This is a genomic window from Lentzea sp. NPDC051838 (assembly GCF_040681245.1).
GTDB lineage: Bacteria > Actinomycetota > Actinomycetes > Mycobacteriales > Pseudonocardiaceae > Lentzea.
Genome location: NZ_JBFAYI010000040.1, coordinates 184 through 23,699, shown reverse-complemented (window position 1 = coordinate 23,699; position 23,516 = coordinate 184). Strand labels below are relative to the sequence as shown.

Annotated in this window: 19 protein-coding genes and 4 tRNA genes; 10 read left to right on the top strand and 13 right to left on the bottom strand. The window is 68.5% G+C overall.

Annotated elements, in window-relative coordinates:
* Window positions 1-37: 37 nt before the first annotated feature.
* A complete protein-coding gene (locus AB0M24_RS43085; protein ID WP_363780109.1) occupies window positions 38-601 on the top strand; it encodes a dihydrofolate reductase family protein in 564 nt (187 codons plus the stop codon).
* Here the strand turns inward: AB0M24_RS43085 and AB0M24_RS43080 are convergent.
* Window positions 586-1,542 carry a YafY family protein gene (locus tag AB0M24_RS43080; RefSeq protein WP_363780107.1) on the bottom strand — a complete coding sequence of 319 codons (957 nt, stop codon included), beginning with the start codon at window positions 1,540-1,542 and terminating at the stop codon, window positions 586-588. The genes AB0M24_RS43085 and AB0M24_RS43080 overlap by 16 nt on opposite strands.
* Window positions 1,543-1,606: 64 nt before the next feature.
* On the opposite strand from AB0M24_RS43080, the gene AB0M24_RS43075 reads away from it, so the two are divergent.
* The 5 genes from AB0M24_RS43075 (at window position 1,607) to AB0M24_RS43055 (ending at window position 2,639) form a co-directional block, all read left to right on the top strand.
* Window positions 1,607-1,957 carry a nuclear transport factor 2 family protein gene (locus AB0M24_RS43075; RefSeq protein ID WP_363780105.1) on the top strand — a complete coding sequence of 117 codons (351 nt, stop codon included), beginning with the start codon at window positions 1,607-1,609 and terminating at the stop codon, window positions 1,955-1,957.
* Window positions 1,958-2,181: 224 nt separating this feature from the next.
* Window positions 2,182-2,253 (top strand) — tRNA-Arg (locus tag AB0M24_RS43070).
* A 117-nt stretch (window positions 2,254-2,370) separates the two neighbouring features.
* A tRNA-Phe gene (locus AB0M24_RS43065) sits at window positions 2,371-2,442 on the top strand.
* Between the two features lie 10 nt (window positions 2,443-2,452).
* Window positions 2,453-2,539: transfer RNA gene (locus tag AB0M24_RS43060), tRNA-Ser, on the top strand.
* An 11-nt stretch (window positions 2,540-2,550) separates the two neighbouring features.
* Window positions 2,551-2,639 (top strand) — tRNA-Ser (locus AB0M24_RS43055).
* On the opposite strand, the gene AB0M24_RS43050 is transcribed toward AB0M24_RS43055, so the two are convergent.
* The 5 genes from AB0M24_RS43050 to AB0M24_RS43030 form a co-directional block, all read right to left on the bottom strand.
* Entirely contained in the window at window positions 2,640-3,302 is a 663-nt protein-coding gene (locus AB0M24_RS43050; RefSeq protein ID WP_363780103.1) for a Type 1 glutamine amidotransferase-like domain-containing protein, read from the bottom strand.
* Window positions 3,303-3,353: 51 nt separating this feature from the next.
* Window positions 3,354-4,463, bottom strand: coding sequence for a serine hydrolase (locus tag AB0M24_RS43045; protein WP_363780101.1), 1,110 nt, complete (start codon window positions 4,461-4,463; stop codon window positions 3,354-3,356).
* Between the two features lie 75 nt (window positions 4,464-4,538).
* Window positions 4,539-7,826, bottom strand: a complete 3,288-nt coding sequence (locus AB0M24_RS43040; protein WP_363780099.1) for an error-prone DNA polymerase — start codon at window positions 7,824-7,826, stop codon at window positions 4,539-4,541.
* A 60-nt stretch (window positions 7,827-7,886) separates the two neighbouring features.
* Complete coding sequence (locus AB0M24_RS43035) at window positions 7,887-9,389, bottom strand: DNA polymerase Y family protein (protein WP_363780097.1); 1,503 nt, start codon at window positions 9,387-9,389, stop codon at window positions 7,887-7,889.
* Window positions 9,386-10,129 carry a hypothetical protein gene (locus AB0M24_RS43030; protein ID WP_363780095.1) on the bottom strand — a complete coding sequence of 248 codons (744 nt, stop codon included), beginning with the start codon at window positions 10,127-10,129 and terminating at the stop codon, window positions 9,386-9,388. The genes AB0M24_RS43035 and AB0M24_RS43030 overlap by 4 nt, the downstream gene beginning before the upstream one ends.
* Before the next feature lie 224 nt (window positions 10,130-10,353).
* On the opposite strand from AB0M24_RS43030, the gene AB0M24_RS43025 reads away from it, so the two are divergent.
* Entirely contained in the window at window positions 10,354-11,091 is a 738-nt protein-coding gene (locus AB0M24_RS43025; RefSeq protein WP_363780093.1) for a hypothetical protein, read from the top strand.
* A gap of 56 nt (window positions 11,092-11,147) precedes the next feature.
* On the opposite strand, the gene purH is transcribed toward AB0M24_RS43025, so the two are convergent.
* From purH to AB0M24_RS42990, 7 genes are all read right to left on the bottom strand, one after another.
* On the bottom strand, window positions 11,148-12,719 hold the full coding sequence (gene purH, locus AB0M24_RS43020) for a bifunctional phosphoribosylaminoimidazolecarboxamide formyltransferase/IMP cyclohydrolase (RefSeq protein ID WP_363780091.1): 1,572 nt from the start codon (window positions 12,717-12,719) through the stop codon (window positions 11,148-11,150).
* On the bottom strand, window positions 12,716-13,336 hold the full coding sequence (gene purN / locus AB0M24_RS43015) for a phosphoribosylglycinamide formyltransferase (RefSeq protein WP_363780200.1): 621 nt from the start codon (window positions 13,334-13,336) through the stop codon (window positions 12,716-12,718). The genes purH and purN overlap by 4 nt, the downstream gene beginning before the upstream one ends.
* A 52-nt stretch (window positions 13,337-13,388) precedes the next feature.
* Window positions 13,389-14,909, bottom strand: coding sequence for a DUF6350 family protein (locus AB0M24_RS43010; RefSeq protein ID WP_363780088.1), 1,521 nt, complete (start codon window positions 14,907-14,909; stop codon window positions 13,389-13,391).
* A 120-nt stretch (window positions 14,910-15,029) separates the two neighbouring features.
* Window positions 15,030-15,740 carry a DUF5336 domain-containing protein gene (locus AB0M24_RS43005; protein ID WP_363780086.1) on the bottom strand — a complete coding sequence of 237 codons (711 nt, stop codon included), beginning with the start codon at window positions 15,738-15,740 and terminating at the stop codon, window positions 15,030-15,032.
* 148 nt (window positions 15,741-15,888) lie between these two features.
* Entirely contained in the window at window positions 15,889-16,776 is an 888-nt protein-coding gene (gene sucD, locus AB0M24_RS43000; RefSeq protein WP_363780084.1) for a succinate--CoA ligase subunit alpha, read from the bottom strand.
* A gap of 5 nt (window positions 16,777-16,781) precedes the next feature.
* Window positions 16,782-17,948: an ADP-forming succinate--CoA ligase subunit beta gene (sucC, locus tag AB0M24_RS42995; RefSeq protein WP_189154469.1), complete on the bottom strand. Its 1,167-nt coding sequence runs from the start codon at window positions 17,946-17,948 to the stop codon at window positions 16,782-16,784.
* Between the two features lie 208 nt (window positions 17,949-18,156).
* Window positions 18,157-19,845 carry a hypothetical protein gene (locus tag AB0M24_RS42990; RefSeq protein ID WP_363780081.1) on the bottom strand — a complete coding sequence of 563 codons (1,689 nt, stop codon included), beginning with the start codon at window positions 19,843-19,845 and terminating at the stop codon, window positions 18,157-18,159.
* Window positions 19,846-19,969: 124 nt separating this feature from the next.
* On the opposite strand from AB0M24_RS42990, the gene AB0M24_RS42985 reads away from it, so the two are divergent.
* The 3 genes from AB0M24_RS42985 to AB0M24_RS42975 form a co-directional block, all read left to right on the top strand.
* Window positions 19,970-20,950 carry an alpha/beta fold hydrolase gene (locus AB0M24_RS42985; RefSeq protein WP_363780079.1) on the top strand — a complete coding sequence of 327 codons (981 nt, stop codon included), beginning with the start codon at window positions 19,970-19,972 and terminating at the stop codon, window positions 20,948-20,950.
* Between the two features lie 208 nt (window positions 20,951-21,158).
* Window positions 21,159-21,947: a M23 family metallopeptidase gene (locus AB0M24_RS42980; RefSeq protein WP_363780077.1), complete on the top strand. Its 789-nt coding sequence runs from the start codon at window positions 21,159-21,161 to the stop codon at window positions 21,945-21,947.
* 1,469 nt (window positions 21,948-23,416) lie between these two features.
* Window positions 23,417-23,516: YMGG-like glycine zipper-containing protein (locus AB0M24_RS42975; RefSeq protein ID WP_363780198.1), on the top strand; the 100-nt coding region annotated here is incomplete at its 3' end.

Sequence of the window (23,516 nt, the reverse complement as noted above, 5' to 3'; positions counted from 1 at the left end):
AGTTGTCGTGGTTCAAACATCTGAGGGGATGATCTAGATGCGAAAGCTCGTCTACTACGTGGCAGTGACGCTGGACGGGTTCATCGCGGCCGAGGACGGGACCTTCGACGGGTTCGTCTTCGAAGGCGACCACATGGCCGGCATCAACGCCGAGTACCCGGACACGCTGCCCACCCAGTTCCGCGAGGCACTGGGACTGCAGGACGCACCGAACCGGCACTTCGACACGGTGCTGATGGGCCGCCACACCTACCAGGTGCCGGGCGGTCTGCCGTCGCCCTACGCGCACCTGCGGCAGTTCGTGGTGTCGTCGTCGCTGATCGACACCCCGCACGACGTCGCCGTGATCCGTCAGGACGTCGTCGGCCGCGTGCGTGAGCTCAAGGAAGAGGAAGGCCTCGACATCTGGCTGTGCGGTGGCGGCAAGCTCGCCGCCGAGCTGCTGCCGTTGATCGACACGTTGCTGCTGAAGATCCACCCAGTGGTGTTCGGGCGCGGAATCCCGTTGTTCGACGGGAAAGCCGACATCACGAAGTTCGCGCGGACCAACGCGCAGCTGTTCGAGAGCGGAGTTTCGTTCATGACCTACGAGCGTTCGTAGACGGCAAGGGCTTCGGCGGCCTTGCGGGCGAGGAGGTCGCGGAGTTCTTGCGGGGCAAGGACTTCCGCGTCACCCGCGAAGGCGAGCAGGGTCTCGGCGGCGCGGAGTGCGCGGAAGTGCAGTTCCAGCACAACGGTTTCCGCGCCGTCGTCGACCGGCGGAGCGGCGAGGTCGGCGGCGTGGATGCGCAGGAACTTGCCGAGGACCTCTCTGCGCACGCTGACCGTGACGGAGATCGGGTCGGGGATGTCGTCGATGACCCGCCTCAGCGGCTCCCAGACGTCGGCGAGCTCAAGTCCATCGCGGCGCTGGACGGGTTCGTCGACGACCGCGGCCGAGAGGATGCGGTCGACGCGGAACAGCTTCGGTTGCCCGCGGTGATCGGCCACCAGGTACCAGACGCCGGTCTTGTTGACGAGGCCGTAGGGATCGAGCGTGTAGCTGCGGACCTGACTGTCGCGGCCGTGGCGGTAAGTCAGTTTCAGCCGGCGGTCGCTGAAGACCGCGCGCTGGAGCAACTCGAGGTCGACGGGCTGCTGACTGGTGCGCCAGCGGGCGGGGTCGACGAGGACGCGGCGGCTGACCAGGTCGGCGTCAGGCCGTTGGAGCGCCGGCAGGGCAGCCATGACCTTGCGCAGCGCGGAACCCAGTGCCTGCCCGAGCCCGAGATCGCTGTGGGCCTGGTCGGTCATGAGGACGAACAGGGCGCGTGACTCGTCGGCGGTCAGACCGGTGACGTCGGTGCGATAGCCGGGCAGCAGGGCGATTCCGCCGGCACGTCCGCGCTCGGTGTAGACCGGCACACCCGCCGCCGACAGGGCCTCCACGTCACGCATGATCGTCCGCGTCGACACCTCCAGGCGCTCGGCGAGGTCGGCCGCCGACAGCTGCCCGTGGGTCTGGAGCAGCAGCAGGATCGACAGCAGCCGGTCGGATCTCATGCCGTCGAGAATCTCAGAAATATATGACGGAGGATGTCTTATATCCGTTGCGATGCTGCCGCACATGACTACGAGCACTGCACAGCAGACCGCCGACGACTTCGTCCGGGCGTGGACCAGCGGCGACGTCGACAAGGCCCTGAGCCTCCTCGCTCCCGACGTCGTGTGCGAGGCCCCGAGCGGCCGGTTCGAGGGAGTCGACCGCTACCGGGAGTTCCTCTCGCGGTTCGTCAGCATGGTCACCAGCGCCTCGGTGATCGACGTGCTGGGCGACGGCAACCGCGCCGTGGCCGTGTACACGACGGACACCCCGTTCGTGCAGGACTTCCGCGGAATCGACCACTTCACCGTCGAGAACGGAAGCATCACGCACATCATCAGCGTGTTCGACCGTCTGCCGATGTCGAATAAATGATTGACGAACACCGCGACCACCCGTAATGTTCGTACCAACACCGAGACGGAAGGGAAACGACATGAGCGGCAGCCGATTTAGCTCACGCCGACCGTCCTCGCGCCCGTTCTCGTCGGAGAGCGGCGCCGGCTCCCCGCCATGACCTGGTAGAACGTTATGTTCAGGGAGCCGCCCCTCGGGAGACCGAGCAGGGCGGCTTCTTGTATTCAGCGTGCTTTCATTTCGCCCTTGTAGCTCAATGGAAAGAGTGCGGCGCTACGAACGCCGAGATTCAGGTTCGACTCCTGGCAGGGGTGCTCGCGGATGCGAGGGAGACGGCTAACCCGCCTCATTTGGGATGAGGACATACCGCGTTCGACTCGCGGGCATCCGACTTTGTGAAAGGCGCACTCCATTCTTTGGAATGCGCGCCAGGCTCTTTAGCTCAACTGGCAGAGCACCGGGGTGAAGACTCGGCGGTCAGGGTTCGACTCCCTGGGGAGCCACGCAGGACGAGGAGGGCTGGCCGAGTGGTAAGGCACCGGTTTGCTAAGCCGTGGTCCGGGTTCACCCCCGGCGCGCGTTCGACCCGCGCGCCCTCCGCGTCCTGGTAAGGAGGATTGGCCGAGTCCGGTAAGGCATCCGTCTCGAAAACGGTGGTCGGCGCGCGAGCGCCGCGCAGGTTCGAATCCTGCATCCTCCGCTACACCCCGAACGTCTTCCATCGTCCTTCGGAGATCACCTCGACGGACCCGTCGACGACCTGGATGGCCGTCTGTTCGTCGATGGCGTAGGCCGGGACACCGATCTCCGCGGCCCACCGTTCAGCGTCGGCCATGGTGTTCGTGGGGAAGAAGTCCAGGTGCGGGAAGATCGAGAAGTCGACTACTCCCAGAGTGCGGTCGTCCGGCGCGGACGGCCACTCGACGAAGTCCGTCCCGATCCGGGGCGTCATCACCATGCTGCCCGCACTCACTCCGACCCAGACCTTGTCCGGCAACGAAGGCAGCAGATCGGCCAGCCCGGACTCCCTCATCCAGTGGCACAGGTACGTCGCGTCGCCGCCGCCGACCAGGAGCACGTCCGCCTCCTCGACCCAGGGAACCCATCGTTGTGCGCCGACGGTGGGCAGCGCGGTCAGCTCCAGGACACCGAGCGACGCCCAGCCCAGGCCGGAGAAGTTCCGCCACCGGGGCTCGGCGGCCACGAATCCCCGCACCGACACCGGGGCGGACATCGGGTGACCCCACTGGGCTGTCGGCACGCAGAGGGCGTGGCACTCGGAGATCGGCTTGCCGAGAAGCCCCACGAGCGCCGAGTGGATGCTCGGGTTCGTGACGCCGCCTGAGGTGAGCAAGAGCTTCACAGGTACCTCCAAAACGTGGATGTACCTGAAGACCAGAGAGCGGACTGAAACTCATCGCTTGCCGCACAGCGCGTGGTCGATCAGCGCGGCCGACGCGCGGTACTGCGGGATCGGGTCCTGGCCCGCTTCCAGGGCGCTGGCGACGAACACCGTGACAGCGCGGCGGCCGTCGGTTGTGACGGCGTTGTCGGTGATGGCGTTCAGGAACCCGCCGCCGTGGAACCAGACGTGCTCGCCGCAGGACAGCCGGCGTTTCATCAGCCCCAGCCCGTAGCCGGGCTCGTCCCAGACGGGCTCGTACTGCTCGGCGGGTGTGGTCTTCTGCATCTCCGCCAGCTGCGCCGGCTTCAACAGCCGACCACCCAGCAGCGCGCGGAAGAAGCTGTTGACGTCACTCGTCGTGCTGATGATGGAAGCGTCACCGTGGCCGGCGACATAGGTCGACACGTCGACCTCCGGGCCGCCCGGCCGCAGGCGCTTGTGCGGAGCGAGGCGCGGCGACGGCAGGTAGGCGGACGTGCCGGTGAGGATGGTGTCCGCCAGCCCCAGGGGTTCGACGATGCGCTCGTGCACCGCCTGCTGCCACGACGCACCGGTGGCCTTCTCGATGATCATCTCGGCCAGGACGTAGTTGGTGTTGGAGTAGCTCCACTTGTCTTCCTCCGGCTGGAACACCGGCGGCCGGCTCACGGCCATGGCGACCAGCTGTTCGGGACGGTACGCGCGGAAGCGCTCCCGTTTGAACTCCTCAGGGGTGGTGGCGCGTTCCAGCGGCAGGTCGTCCAGGTAGTCGCGCAGCCCGCTCTTGTGCCCCAGCAGCTGCCGCACGGTGATCTTCGAACCGTGGTTGTCGTTGCCTGCGACCAGTCCGGGCAACCACTGCTCGACGGTGTCGTCGAGATGCAACTCGCCCTCGCCGACCAACTGCAGGACGACGGTGGCGGTGAACGGCTTGGTGGTGCTCGCGATCCGGTGCTTGGCGTTCCACGGAACACCGCCCGCACGTGCCCGCGAGGAGTCGCTGACCTCGGCGAGCACGCCGGTGGTTCCGGTGGCGGACAAGGTGTTCACGTCGCGTTGAAGTGTCGAGGTCGAGGCAGCCGCCGCGGGCACACAGCCCAGCACGACTGCCGCCACGACCAGCAGCTTGAAGGTCCCCATGCTCCCAGCCTCTCGTCACCGCGAGCTCCGCTCCATGGGGATGACCACCGGCTCTCCCCTGGTGCTGGCCCCAGGTCAGCGGAAGTCGCGCGACCTCGACGGGATGCGCAGGTCGAGGTGCTGCAACCGGTCCGCCATCAGGCTGACCACGCCCTCCGCCGACTCGACCACGCCTCGCACGAGCATCGCCCCGCTGCTGCGCGCCACCCGCCGGTACCGCGCCCACAACCCCGGCGAGCACACGACGTTCACCATGCCCGTCTCGTCCTCGATGTTGAGGAACGTGACACCGCCCGCGGTCGCCGGCCGTTGCCGATGGGTCACCGCACCACCGATGAGCACCCTCGTGCCACGCTCCACAGAGGACAGTTGGGCAGCGGTCAGCGCACCCATCGCGTCCAGCTGCGACCGGACGAACTGGGTCGGGAAGCTGTCCGGCGACAGGCCCGTGGCCCAGACGTCCGCCACCGCCAGCTCGACGTCGTCCATGCCGGGCAACGACGGCGCGTCCACCCCGACCGTGGTACCGGGCAGGCGGTCGGGCCGGATCGCGGCCACCGCACCCGCTGCCCACAACGCTTCACGGCGCTCCAACCCGAAGCACGAGAACGCACCGGCCGTGGCGAGCGCCTCCACCTGAGCCGTGGTCAGCTGCACGCGCGAGCCGAAGTCCTCCATGTCGCGGAACGGCTGTGCCGCAACGATCCGCTCGGCATCCGAGTCTCCGATGCCGCGCACCGCGGTCAGGCCGATGCGCACGGCGTTCGCTCCCTCGTGCATCTCCAGCCCCGCCCACGGCAGCGACAGGTTCACGCACGGACCGTGCACGGTGACGCCGTGACGGCGGGCGTCGATCACCAGCGACTGCGGCGAGTAGAACCCCATCGGCTGGGCGCGGAGCAGGGCCGCGCAGAACGCCGCCGGGTAGTAGAGCTTGAACCACGCGCTCACGAACACCAGGTGCGCGAACGACAGAGCGTGCGACTCGGGGAAGCCGAAGTTCGCGAACGCCAGCAGCTTCGCGTAGATGCGACCGGCCAGCTCCTCGTCGATGTCGTTCGCAGCGCAGCCCTCGTAGAAGCGGTCGCGCAGGCGTTCCATGCGCGCCGTCGAACGTTTGGCGCCCATCGCCCTGCGCAGCTCGTCGGCCTCGGCGGCGGTGAAGCCGGCCACGTCGACGGCGATCTGCATCAGCTGTTCCTGGAACAACGGCACGCCGTAGGTCTTGTGCAGTGCGTTCTCCAGCAACGGGTGGTCGTAGTCCCACTTCTCGACCTCGTTGCGGCGCCGGATGTACGGGTGCACCGAGCCGCCCTGGATCGGCCCGGGTCTGATCAGCGCCACCTCGACGACGAGGTCGTAGAACTTCCGCGGCTTCAGGCGTGGCAACGTCGCCATCTGCGCGCGGCTCTCCACCTGGAAAACCCCGACGGAATCGGCTTTCTGCAACATCTCGTAGACGCGATGGTCGTCCAGCGGCACCTTGCCCATGTCGACCTCGACGCCCTCGTGCTCGCGGACCAGGTCGATCGCGTAGTGCAGGGCCGAGAGCATGCCGAGACCGAGCAGGTCGAACTTCACCAGTCCGATCGAGGCGCAGTCGTCCTTGTCCCACTGGAGAACCGTGCGCTTGTCCATGCGCGCCTTCTCGACCGGGCACACCTCGCTGACCGGCCGGTGGCAGATCACCATGCCGCCCGAGTGGATGCCCAGGTGCCGCGGGAAGTTCTCCAGCTGCGCGGACAGCTCCAGCACGTCACGCGGGATGTCGCAGTCGTCCGTCGTGGTCGTCAGCGGACCCCACCGGTCTATCTGCTTGCTCCACGCGTCCTGCTGGCCCGGCGAGTGGCCGAGCGCGCGAGCCATGTCGCGCACGGCGGACCGCGCGCGATAGGTGATGACGTTCGCGACCTGCGCGGCGTGCCGGCGGCCGTACTTGGTGTAGACGTGCTGGATTACCTCCTCGCGCCGGTCGGACTCGATGTCGACGTCGATGTCGGGAGGACCGTCGCGGGCGGGGGCGAGGAACCGTTCGAAGAGCAGGTCGTAGCTGACCGCGTCGACGTTGGTGATGCCGAGCGCGAAGCACACCGCGGAGTTCGCGGCACTGCCCCGGCCCTGGCAGAGGATGTCGTTGTCCTTGCAGAACTTCACGATGTCGTGCACCACCAGGAAATATCCCGGGAAGCCGAGCTGTTCGATGATCTTCAGCTCGTGCTCGATCTGCAGGAACGCCTTCTCGTTGTCGTCGCCGTACCTGCTTCGCGCACCCTCGTAGGTGAGCTTGCGCAGCCAGCTGCTCTCGGTGTGGTCGTGCGGCACGTCGAACGGCGGCAGCCGCGGCGCGACGAGCCTGAGGTCGAACGCCAGCTGCATGCCGAGCAACGCGGCGTTGTGCACGGCACCGGGATAACGCCGGAACCGGTGGAACATCTCCTCGCCGCTGCGCAGGAACGCGGCGGGTGACGGCGGCAGCCAACCGGCCATGTCGTCGAGGCTGCTGCGGGCGCGCACCGCGGCCATCGCGGCTGCCAGCCTGCCTCGGCTCGGAGTGGCGTAGTGCACGGCGTTCGTTGCCACGACGGGAAGTTTGAGGTCCTGCGCCATCGCGAAGAGCAGGTCGTTGCGCTTGCTGTCCTCCGGCAGGCCGTGGTCGGTCAGCTCGACGTGGACGCGTCCGGTGCCGAACAGGTCGGTGAGCCGGACGATCTCCCGGTACGCCGCCTCCGGGCCCTCCCTGGTCAAAGCTCTGCGGACGGTTCCCTTGCGGCAGCCCGTCAGCACCACGACCTCGCCCTTGGTGTCCGCGACGATCTTGTCGATGTCGTAGACGGGTTTGCCCTTCTCCGCGTCGTCCTGGAGATGGCCGGTGGTGAGCGTGCGGCACAACCGGTGGTAGCCCTCCTGTTGGCGGGCAAGAAGAAGCAGGTGATCACCCTCGGGATCCGGTTCACCGTTGGCGGGTTTCGACAGCCCGATGCTCAGCTCGGCGCCGAACACCGTGTGCATGCCGAGCTCCTTCGCGGCCTCGGCGAACCGGACCACGCCGTACATGCCGTCGTGGTCGGTGATCGCGATGGCGTCGAGCTTGAGCCGTTGCGCCTCCTCGACGATCTCCTCGGGGTGGCTCGCCCCGTCGAGCCAGCTGAAGTTGCTGTGGCAGTGCAGCTCCGCGTACGGGACGCGCTTGCGGGTGACCGCGAGATCGTCCACGCGCAGCTCGAAACCCGGCGGCGCGGTGTACCGGTCGCGGTGGCGTGAGAAGCCGGGACCGTCGCCGCCGTCGGGTTTCTGCTCGACGGGTTTGCCGGACAGAGCGCGTTCGAGCTCCCTCCAGCGGACCGGCGGGTTATTCCAGCCCATCGGGTGCCTTGCGCGGCAACGGGATCAGGGTCTCCAGCAGATCCCAGTACTCGTCGTACATCAGTCGTACACCCCTTCCAGAAACCACCTCTGGTCCCTGCGGATCAGCAGGAACGCCTGGTCCTGCGTCTGCACCTGGATGCGCGCCGCCCGGTGCGGATCCGGTGCCCACCACCGCTCGTCGACCGGCCACGGACCGGCCCACGCGGTCACCTCCTGCGTTCTTCCTCTGACGGCAAGGCTTTTCGGCTGTGCGGTGAGTTCGAGGCGACCGGTCACACCAACTTCGTTGCCGTCCGCGTCCTTCAGGTCGGCCAGGTCGTCGGCGAGAGTCGCGGGTGCTCTGGTCAGGCGGCCCGGCCACGGGTGGTCCGGGTTGTGCGCCGGGGCGCGTTCGTCTCCCCACGGCACGAGCCTGACCTGCTCCTTCGGGCCGCGGCCGCCGTCGAGCACCGGGGTGAGCACGCCGTCAGGGCCGAGCAGACCCTGGACGTGCAGCAGGGCGCGCACCGCGCGTTCGTCGTCGTGGCCCCACAAACCGAGCTGCAACGCCGTGCCGTCGACGACCTCGACCGGTTCGAGGGTGAGCGTCCTGATGCCGGACGTGAGGCGCTCGCGGGTGAGCCAGCCGTCGAGCTGCCAGCGCACGCGGTCCGCGATTCCCCGTGGTGTCAACGGTTCCGCGGCCCGCCACACCCGGTGCAGCTCCTCGTCGTTCTCGGTGCGGGCGTGGATGCCGAGCCTGGTGCAGGCGAGGCTCCTGGCGCTCAGGTTCTCGTGGAGGCGTTCGGAGAGGATCTTCGCGGCGAACGCGGCCGCGTCGATGCGCTCGACCGGGTCGTCGAAGGTCTCCGTGACGGCCAGTTCGGGCGCGGGTTTGCGCTTGTCGAGCGGACGTTCGGGCAGGCCGCGGGCCAGGCGGTGCTGGCGCGTGGCCGGGCCGCCGAACCTCGACGCCACCGCGTTCTCCGGGATGTCCGCGAAGGAGCCCAGCGTCTTCAGCCCGAGTCTTCTGAGCAGGTCGACCAGTTCCGGCGCGTCGAGCTCGTGCACGCCCAGCGGTCGCAGGAACTCGGCGGTCTGACTCGGCGGGACGATCACGTTGCGGTGCGCGGCAATCGTTGCCGCGAAAAGGCTGTCCGCCACGCCCACCTGGGCTTCGGTGCCGGTCTGCTGGGCAATGTGGTCGACGATGCGTTCGGCGGCCTGCTCGGCGGAGGAGAAGTAGTTGACCGGGCCCTGGGCAGGCACGGCGACCAGTCCCGGATGCACGACCTCGATACCGGGCGCGAGCTCCTCGACGGCCTCGGCGACCGGCTCGAAGAACTTCGCGTCGCGCTGCGGGTCGTGCTCGAACGTGACGAGCTCGGGGCACATCGCCTCGGCCATGCGTTTGCGCATGGCTCTGCGGATGCCCTCGGCCCGCGCGACGGCCGAGGTGGAGACGATCTCGTTGCCGTCGAGGACCGCCACCGGCAGGTGCTGGCCGGTGCCGGTGGCGGTGCAGGCCGCGACCACGGGCCAGTCCGGGCACCAGATCGCGAGGAGGCGGGTGTCCTTCACGCAGGACGACCCCGGGTTGTAGCCCGCCTGGAAGCCAGCTCGTCGACCTCGTCCGGACCGGCATCAGCCGGCTCGTCGGACTCGGCCGCGGTACCGGCCACCAGCGGGAGCTCGATCTCTTCCGCGCCGAACGTGAGCAGCACGTGCTTCGGTTTGCCCGCCGAGCCGCGCCCACCGCTGCGCACGCTGATCTCCTGACGCCGCAACGTCTCCGCGCCGTCGTCGAGCGAGTTCCAGCGCACCGACTCCGCGGTCAGCTCCACGTCCGCCGAGGGCCAGGAACCGAAAGCGATCAGGACGGCACGACGTTGACGGGCACGGGCCGTCAGCCGGCGAGCGAGTGAAGGAGGAAGTGGGCAGGCGACAGCGACGAGGTCGATGCCGTCCAGCAGGGCCGCGATGACAGGGCCGGGGTCGGATCCGGGACGCGGGACGAGTGCCAGCCGCTGCACCGAGACCCCGAGCTCGGCCGCGGCCAGCACGCCCACCTGCGGCAGGCCGACCACGGCGGCCCAGCAGCCGTCCGCGGTCGCGCCCGCGAGCAGGGCGAGCAGCAGCGATGTCGATCCGCCCACCGACACCGTGCTGCCTCGCCGCAAGCCGCCCCACGGCAGCAGGCCCGCCAGTTCCCCGCGAACCGGCAAGACCCGCCCCGTGGTGTGGTCGGTGGTGGTGCTGGTCAGCTCGCTGGCCGGGTTCACCCCGAGCTCGGACAGCGACGCCGTTGCCGACCTGGACACTCCACCCACCTCCCGTCTCGGACCGTGCGCACCCCTGTGCACGGCCGCCGCGGGAAGTTCGGCGACTTGCTTATTCGAACTCCTGTTCGAACGAACGGGATGATCGTAGCGCGCGGACACACCCTTGTGTCAATGCCAAGGCGTCACCCTTTTGGGGGACACCGCCACACGACTCCGGAAGGTCATCTACGGTGCCCTCAGCGCCATTGGGAACTGGGGAAACCGTGAACCAACCACCACCGCACGGCTGGCATCAGCAGCAGCCGCCGCCACCGCAGGGCTGGCCGCAGCAGGGCTACCCGCCCCAGCAGGGCTACCCGCCGCAACCGGGCTGGGGCCCGCCTCAGCCACCCAAGAAGAGCAAGGCACCGATGATCGTGGGGATCATCGCCGCCGTCGTGCTGCTGCTCGGCGGCGGCATCACCGCGCTCGTGCTGTACCTCGACGTCCACGAGGACAGCGGCTCGCCCAAGCGCGCTGACAAACTGCCCTCGCTGTGCGGCAACATCTCCGAGGCCGCGCTGGCCGAGGCGCGCACGACGAACCCGAACAGCGTCGGCTCGTCCGAGTCGAAGCTGTCCACCGGCACGCGCACGATCTGCGCCTGGAACCAGACCAAGGGCGTCGACGGCACCGGCCACCGCAGCACCGACGTCTACGTCACCAGCGGGCTGGAGCAGGCGGAGGTCGACTTCGACCGGTCGGTGTCGCAGCACATGTCCACCAGGGGCGTGCCTCAGCAGAAGAAGCTCGACGGGCTCGGCGACCAGGCCGCGGCGGTGCTGGTGCTGGGCGACTCGGCGTACACGGACATCTGGATCATCGTGCGCAAGGGCGACACCATCGTCGAGATCGACTACTCCGGCTGGGACGCGGGCCTGTTCACCAACGTGCAACCGGACGTCCCGGAGTTCGAGGCCGCCGCACGGACCATCGTCGAAGAGATGGTCACCAAGCTCTGAAAACGATGAAGGGAACCTTCATCCACGTGAGGTGGATGAAGGTTCCCTTCATCGAGCTAGTGCGCGAAGTGGCGGGTGCCGGTGAGGTAAAGGGTCACGCCGTGCTCCTCGGCCTTGGCGATGACCTCGGGGTCGCGCACCGAGCCACCCGGCTGCACGACCGCGCGGACACCGGCCTCCAGCAGCACCTCGAGGCCGTCCGGGAACGGGAAGAACGCGTCGGACGCCGCCACGGCACCCTTGGCGCGCTCGCCCGCGCGCTTCACCGCGAGGTGCGACGAGTCGACCCGGTTGACCTGGCCCATGCCGACGCCGACGGTCGCGCCGTCGTCCGCCAGCAGGATCGCGTTCGACTTCACGGCGCGGATGGAGCGCCACGCGAACTCGAGGTCCGCCAGCGTCTTCTCGTCCGCGGGCTTGCCGCACGCCAGCGTCCAGTTGGCCGGCGAGTCACCCGAAGCGTCGATCGCGTCGCGCTGCTGCAGCAACAGGCCACCGGACACCGGACGCATCTCCGCACCACCGCGAGCAGGTGCCTCCGCCACGAGGATGCGCACGTTCTTCTTGCGCTGCAACACCTCCACCGCACCGTCCGCATAGGACGGAGCGATGATGACCTCGGTGAAGATCTCCGAGACGAACTCGGCCATCTCCACCGTGACCTCGCGGTTGGCCGCGATGATGCCGCCGAACGCGCTGACCGGGTCGCACTCGTGCGCCTTGCGGTGCGCGTCCGCGATGCTCACCTCGGACACCGCGATGCCGCACGGGTTGGCGTGCTTGATGATCGCGACGCACGGCAGCTCGTGGTCCCACGCGGCACGCCAGGCGGCGTCGCCGTCGAGGTAGTTGTTGTACGACATCTCCTTGCCGTGCAACTGCTTCGCCGACGCCAGACCGGAACGGCCGTCGCCCTGCGTGTAGATCGCGGCGCTCTGGTGCGGGTTCTCGCCGTAGCGCAGCACGTTCGACCGGTTCCAGGTCGCGCCGACCCAGCCCGGGAAGCCGCTGCCCTCGTCGTCGGGCGCCAGCACGTTGCCCATCCACGACGCCACCGCGACGTCGTAGGAAGCGGTGTGGCGGAAGGCATCCGCGGCCAGGTGCTGGCGGTCGGCCAGGGTGAAGCCACCGTCACGAACGTTCGAAAGGACCCACTCGTAGCGCGCCGGGTCGACGACGACGGCGACGTTCGCGTGGTTCTTCGCCGACGCGCGGACCATCGCCGGGCCACCGATGTCGATCTGCTCGACGCAGTCGTCCGCGGAAGCACCCGACGCGACGGTCTGCGTGAACGGGTACAGGTTCACGACCAGCAGGTCGAACGGCGCGATGTCCATCTCGCGCAGCTGCTGGACGTGCGACTCCTTGCGCAGGTCAGCCAGAAGCCCGGCGTGCACGCGCGGGTGCAGCGTCTTCACGCGGCCGTCGAGGCACTCGGGGAACCCGGTGACCTGCTCGACCGGCGTCACCGGGACGCCGGCGTCGGCCAGCACCTTCGCGGTGCCGCCGGTGGACACGATCTCGACTCCGGCCGCGTGCAGGCCGGTGGCCAGTTCCAGCAGGCCGGCCTTGTCGGAAACCCCGATCAGGGCCCGGCGAACCGGTCGCCTCTCGGCAGGAGTGCTCACGGGATGCTCACCTTTCGTCCGTTCACGGTGCAGCCCTCACGGGCCAGCCTGCCGACCGTCTCGACGAGCAGCCGGCGTTCGACGACCTTGATGCGTTCGTGCAGGGTCTCCTCGGTGTCGTCGGGTTCGACGACAACGGCCTCCTGCGCGAGGATCGGCCCGGTGTCCACGCCCGCGTCGACCAGGTGCACGGTCGATCCGGTGACGTGCACGCCGTACGCCAGCGCGTCCCGCACGCCGTGGGCGCCGGGGAACGCGGGCAGCAGAGCGGGATGAGTGTTGATCATGCGGCCGCCGAAGCGCGCGAGGAACTGCTCGCCGATGATCTTCATGAAACCGGCGGACACCACGAGGTCGGGCTCGTAGGAAGCCACCGCCTCGGTCAGCGCGGCGTCCCAGGCGGTGCGGTCCGCGTGGTCGCGCAGCTTCACGGCGAAGTGCGGCACCCCGGCACGTTCGGCGCGCTTGAGACCCTCGATGTTCTCCCGGTCGGCGCCGACCGCGACCACCTCGATCGGGAGGTCGGTGGCGTCCAGCAAGGCCTGCATGAGGGTTCCGGAACCGGAGACGAGTACGACGACGCGCGCCGGTGTCGGAAGCCGAAGTTCGGTGCTCAGCGTCTACTCCTGGGCGTGGCGTGTTGTAGCAGCTCAGGGGCAGTTTAGGCCGTCACCGTTCCGGCTTGCCGTCCAGGTCCTCCTCGGGCTCCATGCCCAGCATCTCGTCGAACTCCGCGTCGAGGTCTTCCTCTTCTTCCTCAACGTCTTCCGGCTCTTCGTCGTCTTCTTCTTCGTCGACGACGTCCTCTTCGAACTCTTCTTCGTCGTACTCGTCTTCGTCGTAGTAGTCGTCGTCCTCGAGGTCCTCGTCGACCTCGAACTCGTCCTCGTCCACCACTTCGAGCTGTTCGAACTGGTCCGTGAGCTCGTCGTCCTCGAACACGACGTCTTCGTCGACGGCTTCTTCCTCGTCGAAGTCCGACTCGACGAACTCGGCGTCGTCGGCCACCACCGCGGGCTTGGCCTTCGAACCGGCGAGCCACGCGACCAGCACACCCGGCACCAGCACCCACAGCGCCACCATCAGGGCGAGCAGACCGGCGGGCACCGTCACCGGGTCGAACGCGCCGGACGCCAGCCGTCCACCGGCGGTCGCGGCGAGCACCAGGCAGCCGACAGCGGCGGTGATCGCGGCGACGAGCACCGCGCGGAACCGCGACGACGGCCGGTCCGACACCTTGCGGCAGGTCCAGCCGACGAACCCGCCGATCAGCGCCGCCCCGGCGAGCACGGCCGGGCTCCACACGACCGCTTCTTCCGGCATCGCCGCCAGCAGCGGCACCGACGGCACCGGGCCGGGGACGAACCGCAGGGGCGTGATCTCGACCGCGCCCATCGAGAACCCGGCACCCGCGACGTACGAGAGGCCGGCGATGATCGCGTTCGGGAGATAGCCGAGGCACAGCAGGAACACGCCGAGGCCCACGCCGACCGACGGACCCGCTCCCGCGAAGAGCTCGCTGGTCCTGGGCCACGAGATCGCGAGCCCGGCCCCCACCGCCAACGCACCCGCGCTGATCAGCGCGAACAGTGCCATGAACCCGGCGCGCAGACCGTGCAGCGCCACCGGATCCAGCTTGTCGAAGACGATCTCGACCAGACCGCAGCGGCGCGCGACGCCGAGAGTCGCGGCCAGACCGGACACGGCCGCACAGCCGAAGAACGCCACCGCGGGTGTGGCGCGCACGACGCCGTCACCCATGATCAGCGCGATCGTGCCGCCGACGACCGCGTGAGCACCGGCGATGCTCAGCACGACACCACGAGCCTGGAGTGGTTCGTAGAGCCCGAGCCGGTCGGCGGCACTGGCGGCGGTACGGGCGACGAGCAGCATCAGCAACGCGGTGGGCAGCAGCGGCAGCACGCCGAGCTGACCCGCGTCGAAGCGCAACGGCACGTGGTGCGCGGCGAGCCACGCGGGTGCCGCGGCGCTGAGCACACCGGCCGTGGAGAAAGCGGCGTACGTGGCCGTCGCGGAGATCAGCGCGAGCAGCGCGGCCACCGCCGCGTACCCGACGACCACCGACCCGATCGCGGCCGCGACGAGCACGCGCATGCGTTCGGAGCGCGAGAACTCCGGCGGGCGCACGATGTTCACCTCGCGAGTCACATCGCGTTGCAGCACGGGCACTTCTCCACTGTGTCAGGCGAGCTGAGCCGTTCGGGTGAGGCACGCCGGTCATGCGAAAAGGCGTCTGCAAGTACCACCAACTGCGAGTTGGCAGTACTTGCAGACGCCCTGAAGGACTGCTTACTGCTGCGGTCCGCCGAAGCCGCCGGGCGGCGTGCCCGGAGCACCGAACTGGCCGGGCTGCGGCATGAAGCTCGTCTGCTGCGGCGGCTGACCCGGCTGCGCGGGCTGCTGCGGCTGCTGACCGAACTGCTGCTGGCCGAACGACGGCTGCTGCGGCTGTGCCTGCTGCTGGGGCGCACCGTGCTGCGGGTGCTGACCTTGCTGCGGGAACGCGCCGGACTGCGGGTTCCAGCCACCGGGCTGACCCTGCTGACCCGCGTACGGGTTCGCCGGCTTCGGCTCGAACTTCACGATGCCCTCGGCGAGCAGGAAGGCGAGCACGATCGCCGCGGTCTCGAGCAGCGCGACGATGAGCAGGACGATGTCGAGACCCTGCACCGACGGCGACTTGATGATCACCTGCAGCTGCAGCAGCGTCTGCACGGCCGCCAGCACCGCGGCGACCGGCACGAAGCCCTTCGGGATGCTCGGCAGGATCGACAGGCCCGCGAGCGCACCCGCGGCGAGCAGGTAGACGACGTTGCCGCTGCTCACGTCGTCCGCGAAGGCGACGAGGTAGGCGACGAGGCCGAGGCCGGCGCCGACCAGCGGCAGGATCAGGCCCAGGTTGATGTTGTTGGTGCCGGGAGCCCCGTGGGCCGGCGGCGGTGCCTGGTGCTGTGCCGGACCCGGCGGCTGCTGTTGGTGTGCGCCGTAAGGCACGGACATGTCAGGTCTCCTCCAACCGAGTGATGCTTCAAAACGCTACTTGACGCACATGCTCAGACGATGACCGGATCATGCCGGTTCCGCCAGACGAGCGAGGGCCGGACTCCGAAAGTACTCGGAATCCGGCCCTTGGTGGTGCTCAAAGTGCTCAGAGAGCGCTCATGATCTCGCGCATCAGAGCGGCGGTCTCGGACGGCGTCTTGCCGACCTTGACGCCGGCGGCCTCGAGGGCCTCCTTCTTCGCCTGCGCGGTGCCCGCCGAGCCGGAGACGATGGCGCCGGCGTGGCCCATGGTCTTGCCCTCGGGAGCGGTGAAGCCCGCGACGTAGCCGACGACCGGCTTGGTCACGTTCTCCTTGATGTACGCGGCCGCACGCTCCTCGGCGTCGCCACCGATCTCACCGATCATCACGATCGCGACGGTCTCGTCGTCGGCCTGGAAGGCCTCGAGGGCGTCGATGTGCGTCGTGCCGATGATCGGGTCGCCACCGATGCCGATCGCGGTGGAGAAGCCGAAGTCCTTCAGCTCGTGCATCATCTGGTAGGTCAGGGTGCCGGACTTCGACACCAGACCGATCTTGCCGCTGCCCGCGATGTTCGCCGGGATGATGCCGGCGTTCGACTTGCCGGGGCTGATGATGCCGGGGCAGTTCGGGCCGATGATGCGGGTCTTGTTGCCGGTCGCGACGGCGTGCGCCCAGAAGTAGGCGGTGTCGTGCACCGGGATGCCCTCGGTGATGACGACGGCCAGGCCGATCTCCGCGTCGATCGCCTCGACGACCGCGGCCTTGGAGAAGGCCGGCGGCACGAAGATCACGGTCACGTTCGCGCCGGTGGCCTCCATGGCCTCCTTGACGGTGCCGAAGACCGGGAGCACGGTGCCGTCGAAGTCGACCTTCTCGCCGGCCTTGCGCGGGTTCACGCCACCGACGATGTTCGTGCCGGACGCGAGCATGCGCTTGGTGTGCTTGGTGCCCTCGGCACCGGTCATCCCCTGGACGATGACCTTGCTGTTCTCGTTGAGGAAGATAGCCATTTCGGTCAGACCCCCGCAGCCGCGAGCTCGGCGGCCTTGGCGGCCGCGTTGTCCATCGTGTCGACAACGGTCACCAGCGGGTGGTTGGCCTCGGCGAGAATCGCGCGGCCCTCCTCCACGTTGTTGCCGTCGAGGCGGACGACGAGCGGCTTGGTGGCCGAGTCGCCGAGGATCTCCAGCGCCTTCACGATGCCGTTGGCCACGGCGTCGCACGCGGTGATGCCACCGAAGACGTTGACGAACACCGAACGGACGGCCTCGTCGCCGAGGATGACGTCCAGGCCGTTCGCCATGACCTCGGCGGACGCGCCGCCGCCGATGTCGAGGAAGTTCGCGGGCTTCACGCCGTACTGCTCACCGGCGTACGCCACGACGTCCAGAGTGGACATCACGAGACCGGCGCCGTTGCCGATGATGCCGACCTCGCCGTCGAGCTTGACGTAGTTGAGGCCCTTCTCCTTGGCCTTCGCCTCGAGAGGGTTCTCGGCAGCCTTGTCGACCAGCTCGGCGTGGGCCGGGTGGCGGAAGTCGGCGTTCTCGTCCAGCGTGACCTTGCCGTCGAGGGCGACGATCTTGCCCTGCGGGTCGCGGACCAGCGGGTTCACCTCGACCAGCGTGGCGTCCTCGGAGACGAAGGTCTCCCAGAGCTTCACGATGGTGTCGACGACCTGGTCCTTGACCTCGGCCGGGAAGTTCGCCGCGTCGGCGATCTCCGTGGCCTTGGCGACGTCGACACCCTTGATGGCGTCGATGTGGATCTTCGCGAGGGCCTCGGGCTTGGTGGCCGCGACCTCCTCGATGTCCATGCCGCCCTCAACGCTCGCCATGGCGAGGAAGGTGCGGTTCGCACGGTCGAGGAGGAAGGAGAAGTAGTACTCCTCCGCGATGTCCGAGGCAGGCGTCACCAGCACGCGGTGAACGATGTGCCCCTTGATGTCCAGGCCGAGGATGGCGGTCGCCTTCTCCTCGGTCTCCTCGGGGGTGGAAGCGAGCTTCACACCACCGGCCTTGCCGCGGCCGCCGGTCTTGACCTGGGCCTTGACGACGACGGCCTGGCCGAACTTCGCGGCGATGGCCTTGGCGTCGGCGGGGTTGGTGGCCACATCGCCCGGCAGTACCGGGACGCCGTGGGCGGCGAAGAGGTCCTTCGCCTGGTACTCGTACAGGTCCACTCGGGTCTCCTGCGACGTCGGTGTCGGAACACCGCGCCTGGGTGGTCCTCAAGGGGCCAAGCGAACCCACTTGACGCGGCTGGGCCCAGACACTATCGAGCTGCGCGTACTGCTCGCACGCCACCTTCGGTGAGGTCGGTCTCAACTGCGGTGAGGTCGATCACGCGTGCGCGCGCGATATAAGGAAACACGAGTTCTTCGCCACGTTTCAGCGGGTCGCGCGAGCTCCCGTCAACCCCGCCGCGACCACGAACGCCGCCACCGACGCCATTGCGAGCCACGTGCCGGGACCCGCGGTCGCGCGCACGACTCCTGCTCCGGTCAGCGGCAGCTCCAGTGCCCGCACGCCGACAAGCAACGCCGCGCCCGCGAACACCGCGGCACCGCGAGCAGGCCTCGACCGGAACGCGATGACGAGGCCGATGATCAACAGGGCGAGAGAGGAGAGCAGCGCCGCCGAGACCACCGGGTTGTTGTCCGGCACCAGCGTCGGCGCCTTGTAGTTGTCGCCGAGCACGTTCGGCAACGCGAACGCGCCGATCGCGAAGAGCCCGCCCAGCAGCACCGCGCCGATCTCGGGCATCGGCACCTGCTGCTTCCTGGCAGGCGCGGCGGACACCAGGTTCTCCCGCTCGCCGGCACCCGCGAGACCAGCGCAGATGAGGGCGAGGATGCCGAACGGCGCGACGAGGATCATGATCCAGAAGCCGGCGCCGGGCTGCGCGATGCCGGCCTGGCTGGCGGCCAGCACCGGCTGCGTCGCACCCGCCGCGGCCAGCTGCATCGCGAGATAGCCGAAGAACAGGGCGGGACGAACCGTGCTCGCGATGGAGGGGACGAACAGGGCGAGGCCCAGCGCGCCGAACGCGAGCGCGCCCGGCCAGAGCAGGTTCGCGGAGGCCAGCTCCGGCGCGGTGTCGCCCGTCGTCAGGACGAGCTGCGGCGCGATCGCACCACCGATCATGGCGAGAGCGGCGAGGATCGCGAAGACACCGGCCGTGACGTGCATGCGCCGTTCCGTCGGCAACGCGAGGTCGTGCGTCTCGTCGCGCTTGCCGCGCACCAGCCGCCAGAGCCGGGCGAGCAGCGGCACCGCGGGCAGCAGCAGCGCGGCGGTCAGCGCGATGAACGGGCCGGGAGTCAGCCCGAGACCGGGCACGGTCGCTCCGGCCACGAGCGACGGCAGCACGACGGCCAGCACGGCGAGCGTCACGCCGTACATACCGCCCTCGCGGGTGTCCGGGTCGGGCGAGCTGGCGGCGAGAGCGGTGGCGAGCGGCGCGGCCAGTGCGACCAGCAGGCCACCGGTCAGTCCGAGCGCCGGCAGGTCCCAGGGGCCGCGGTCGAGCTGGAACGGGTCGGACGAGGTGAACGGCTGACCGAGCAGCCCGACCGTCACCCAGAAGGCGATGATCACGTGGATCGCGACGAGGCCAGGAGGCTCCGACTCGTCCGCGGGCATGCCGGCCCGGCCGGACGCGAGCACGCCACCGGCGATCACCAGCGCGTGCCCGGCGATCAGCACCCACAGCCCGATCGACGGCGTGACCGCGACCAGCGTGGCCGGTCGGAACAGCTCCGGGCGGGCCACCGACATCGGCGCGAACACGACCTGGAGGTCGCTCAGCAGGCGTCCTACGCCGAAGACCCCGATCGCGGCGATCAGCCCCGCGGCCACGAAAGGCCTGCCGCGGAACAGCAGCACACCCGCCACGGCCGGCGGCACCAGCGCGAGCAGGGCGAGCAGCGGCCACGACGTGAAGGCGGGTTCCGCGCCGTCGACCACGCCGAGCAGCGGGCCGACAGCGGCGAGGACACCACCCGCCGCGGCGAGGGCCCAGGAGGTGCGCAGGCGTGCGGCGGCAGGGGTCTGGTTCTCGAGCTCGGTTCGAGTCATCGCGGGCGAACCTAGCAACACCGTTGTTCCCTTGTGTTGACGTACTGAGACGAAATTCGTTCGCATGTGGAAAAGATCCGGCGGGTACTCCTAGTCGGTGACTCCATCACTTACCGTCGCTCATATGAGCGACACCGGCCGGTCGTGGATGACGCGTCTGACTGACGCCGTTCTCGACCGTGCCGACTGGGGAGTGCACACAGCGCGCGACGTCGCGGAAGAAGTAAAGGTCGCGTTGCGCGCCATGGCCACGCCCGGCGGGATGCGCGGAGTCGTGCGGGAAGCGGCCTGGTTGACGGCCCACACGGTGCTCTACCCATGGGGCGCGATCACCGAGCAGCTTCGCCCGGAGGCCCAGTTCCGGCACTACCGAACCGACGGGCTGGGGCCACGCCAGCGCGGGCTGATGGTTTCGGCGCTGGACGCGGTGGGCACCCCGATCGTGTTGGTGCACGGCATCGGGGACAACCGCTCCGCCTTCGCGGTGCTGTCGGGGGCGCTGCGAAGGCGGGGCTTCGGGGTGGTGCACGCCATCAACTACAGCGTGCTGACGGCGTTGACCGGTGACGTCCGCCGCTCGGCCGCCCTGCTCGGCGCGCACATCGAGCGGATCTGCGAGCAGACCGGCGCGGATCAGGTGCATGTGGTCGGCCATTCGCTCGGCGGGCTCATCGCCAGGTATTACGTACAACGGCTGCACGGCGACTCACGCGTTCGCACACTCGTAACACTCGGAACGCCGCACAACGGCACGTTGCTCGCCTATCTGATGCCGACCTCGCTGACGCGGCAGCTGCGCCCCGGTTCGGAGCTGTTGTCCGAACTCGCCGAGCCCTGCCGCCCGTGCCGCACGCGGTTCGTCGTGGTCTGGTCGGAGATGGACCAGATCATCGTGCCCCAGCGCAACGCCCGACTGGAGCACTCGTCGTTACTCGTCGAGGAACACCAGATACGTGATTCAGGTCACCTTTCTTTGCCGGTTGACACGAGGACTCTTCACGTAGTTGTGACCGCCATCACCCGATCGGATGACTCTCTGACTCACCCCATCGCCGCTGGCGGTGAGGCGTGTCGCCCGTCCGGAGTGACCGACGGTCACAGTTGACAGTTGAAAGCTCCTGGTCGCCGCCCGTTCAGACGACATAACGAACTGGGGTTTGCCCTCCGAGGCTCCCCGCCGTTACTGTCCCCCGGTCCGTTGTCACGGTCTGATCACAGAAGGACACCGAGTCAGAACCCCGAAATCTGACTCACCGGGAATCCCCCGCCCGGCAGTCCACCGATCAGGCTCCCCGAAGGCGGAAAGGCATGCTTTGAGTCACCACCGCTCCCCCGGCGGCCATGAACGCAGTGCTGCGCTTGACGAGGCAGTCGACCGCGCCTCCACGCGCACCGTCAGCTCCCACCGGCTCCCCCCGCCGCCGTCCGCGCTCCGCGGACGCATCGTCGTCGCCGCCGTCGCAGTAGGCGCATTCGCCGCAGCAGGCGCAGGCCAGACCCTGCAGGCCGCCGCGGACGACGCCAAGGACGTCCAGCTCGCGAACCACACCGACGGTTCCGCCGCGTTCACCGGCCAGGGTGGCGACACCGCCCCCGCCCCGCAGATCCTCGCGGTCTCCAAGACCACGTCCGAGGGTTCCGCCGAGGCAGCCAAGCTCCTGCGCAGCCAGCAGCTCACCACCGAGCGCGAGGCCGTAGAGGCCGAGAAGAAGCGCCCGAAGTTCGTCCGCCCCGCCGCCGGCGACTTCACCTCGGGCTACGGCGGCCGCTGGGGCACCATGCACCTCGGCATCGACATCGCAGGCCCGATCGGCACCCCGATCCTCTCCGCCGCCGACGGCGTCGTGATCGAGGCAGGCCCCGCGTCCGGCTTCGGCCTCTGGGTCCGCGTGCAGCACGAGGACGGCACCATCACCGTCTACGGCCACGTCGACACCTACAGCGTCCGCGAAGGCCAGGCGGTCAAGGCAGGCCAGCAGATCGCGCGGATGGGCAACCGTGGCTTCTCCACCGGCCCTCACCTGCACTTCGAGGTGTGGAACCCCGGCGGCCAGAAGATCAACCCGCTCACGTGGCTCAACGCTCGCGGTGTGACCGTCTGATCTGCTGCTGATTCGCTGCCGGTTCGCTCGGTGCTGAACTACGGCTCAGTAGCTTTCTCGCGGGCTGAATTGAGTTGACCCACCCGCTGGGGTGCGGGTGAGCGGTTCAGGGGCCCCAGGGGCCTCATAAGCCTCCAACAGCGCTCCTGTCGCTCGTATTCCGCGAGTCGTTACTCGGCTTGAGGCGGATTCGAGGCGGAGTTGAGCCGGATCCTGTTGCGCGAGGTCCGTGTCCGGGCTATCGCGGGCTTGGGTCATGGTGGGCATGCGTCTTGGCGGACGAAGTAGGCCGACGCCACTCGCCAGACCGAGCACATGTGTTTTCGCCAGCGCGGGCCGCAGGCTTTGCAGGCGCCGGAGTCCGTTGGCTCGTGGAGGGTCAGCAGGGTGCGCCAGGCCGTGGTGAGTCTGGTGGTCTCCGGGGATTCCAGCTGGTTGAGGATTGCGAACACACGTTCGTGCAGCACGTTGGCCAGTACGTGATCCATTGAGAGCGCTCCCGCGGGGGATTTGGTCCACACGCGGTTGATGATGCTCCGTGGGTCTGACAATTTTTGAGGGTCGCGGTCTGGTTGGGCTCGTGGATGGCTTGAACTTGGGCCTGCCCGGGGGTGAGCGTCTCGCTGGGGCCGTGAGTTGGGGCCGTGAGCTAGGCCGCTTGAGCTTGCCTCTTGAGCTGGGCCTCGGAGCAGCTACCTGGGCCTTGAACTCGGCCCTTGAGGTGGACATCGAGCGTCTACCGGGGCTTTGAGCTGGGCCTTTCGAGGTGGACCTGGAGCACCTAGCTGGGCCTTGGGCTGGCCTTTGGGGTGGACCTTGAGCGTCTACCGGAGCCTTGGGCTGGGCCTTGAGTTGGGCAGCCTTGTGGCCGGGCCTTGAAGCCTGATCCTGAAGCTGATGTTTGGAACTTGTCGTACGGCCGGACCGCTCTCCCGTTCGGTCCGGCCGCACTCGCCGCGAAGTCAGGCCCCCGCCTTCCCTTCGCTCCCCTTGTGTCTGCAGGCTGCTCGTCTTGCTGCGGATCGCCCCGAACGTCCCGCGGCTGTGCTGCTTGCGACACCCACATAGACGTACGAAGGTTGGGTTCGTTGCGCTGAAACTTGGGATTTTCTTGAGATTTCTGGCTGGGTTGGGTTTTTGCTGGTCAGGGGTGGTGTGCGCTGTCCGGTTTGTCTTGGGTTGGGTGGGTCTTGGAGGCCGCCGTTGGCGGCACGCGCCGGTTCCGTAGGTCGTCCCCCGGTTTGTGTTGGCGGCTGGCGGTTTTGTGTCCGTGGGGTGGGCGGGTTCCGTGGGTGCCCGGCGGTTGCGATCGCGGGTTTGGTGGGTGGTCGCCTTGGGTGGGGCGGGTGCTGTTTCAAGCGAGGGCTCTGCCCTTGCCCGCCAATCTGATCAAAGACCCACCAGCGCCATACGCGGGTTGATGGCACGCCTGTTGCTTTGGGCGGCTGCCGGTTGCGTTTCTGGGTGCGTTGGTGGGTGCGTTGGTGGGTGCGTTGGTGGGTGCGTTGGTGGGTGCGTTGGTGGGTGCGTTGGTGGGTGCGTTGGTGGGTGCGTTGGTGGGTGCGTTGG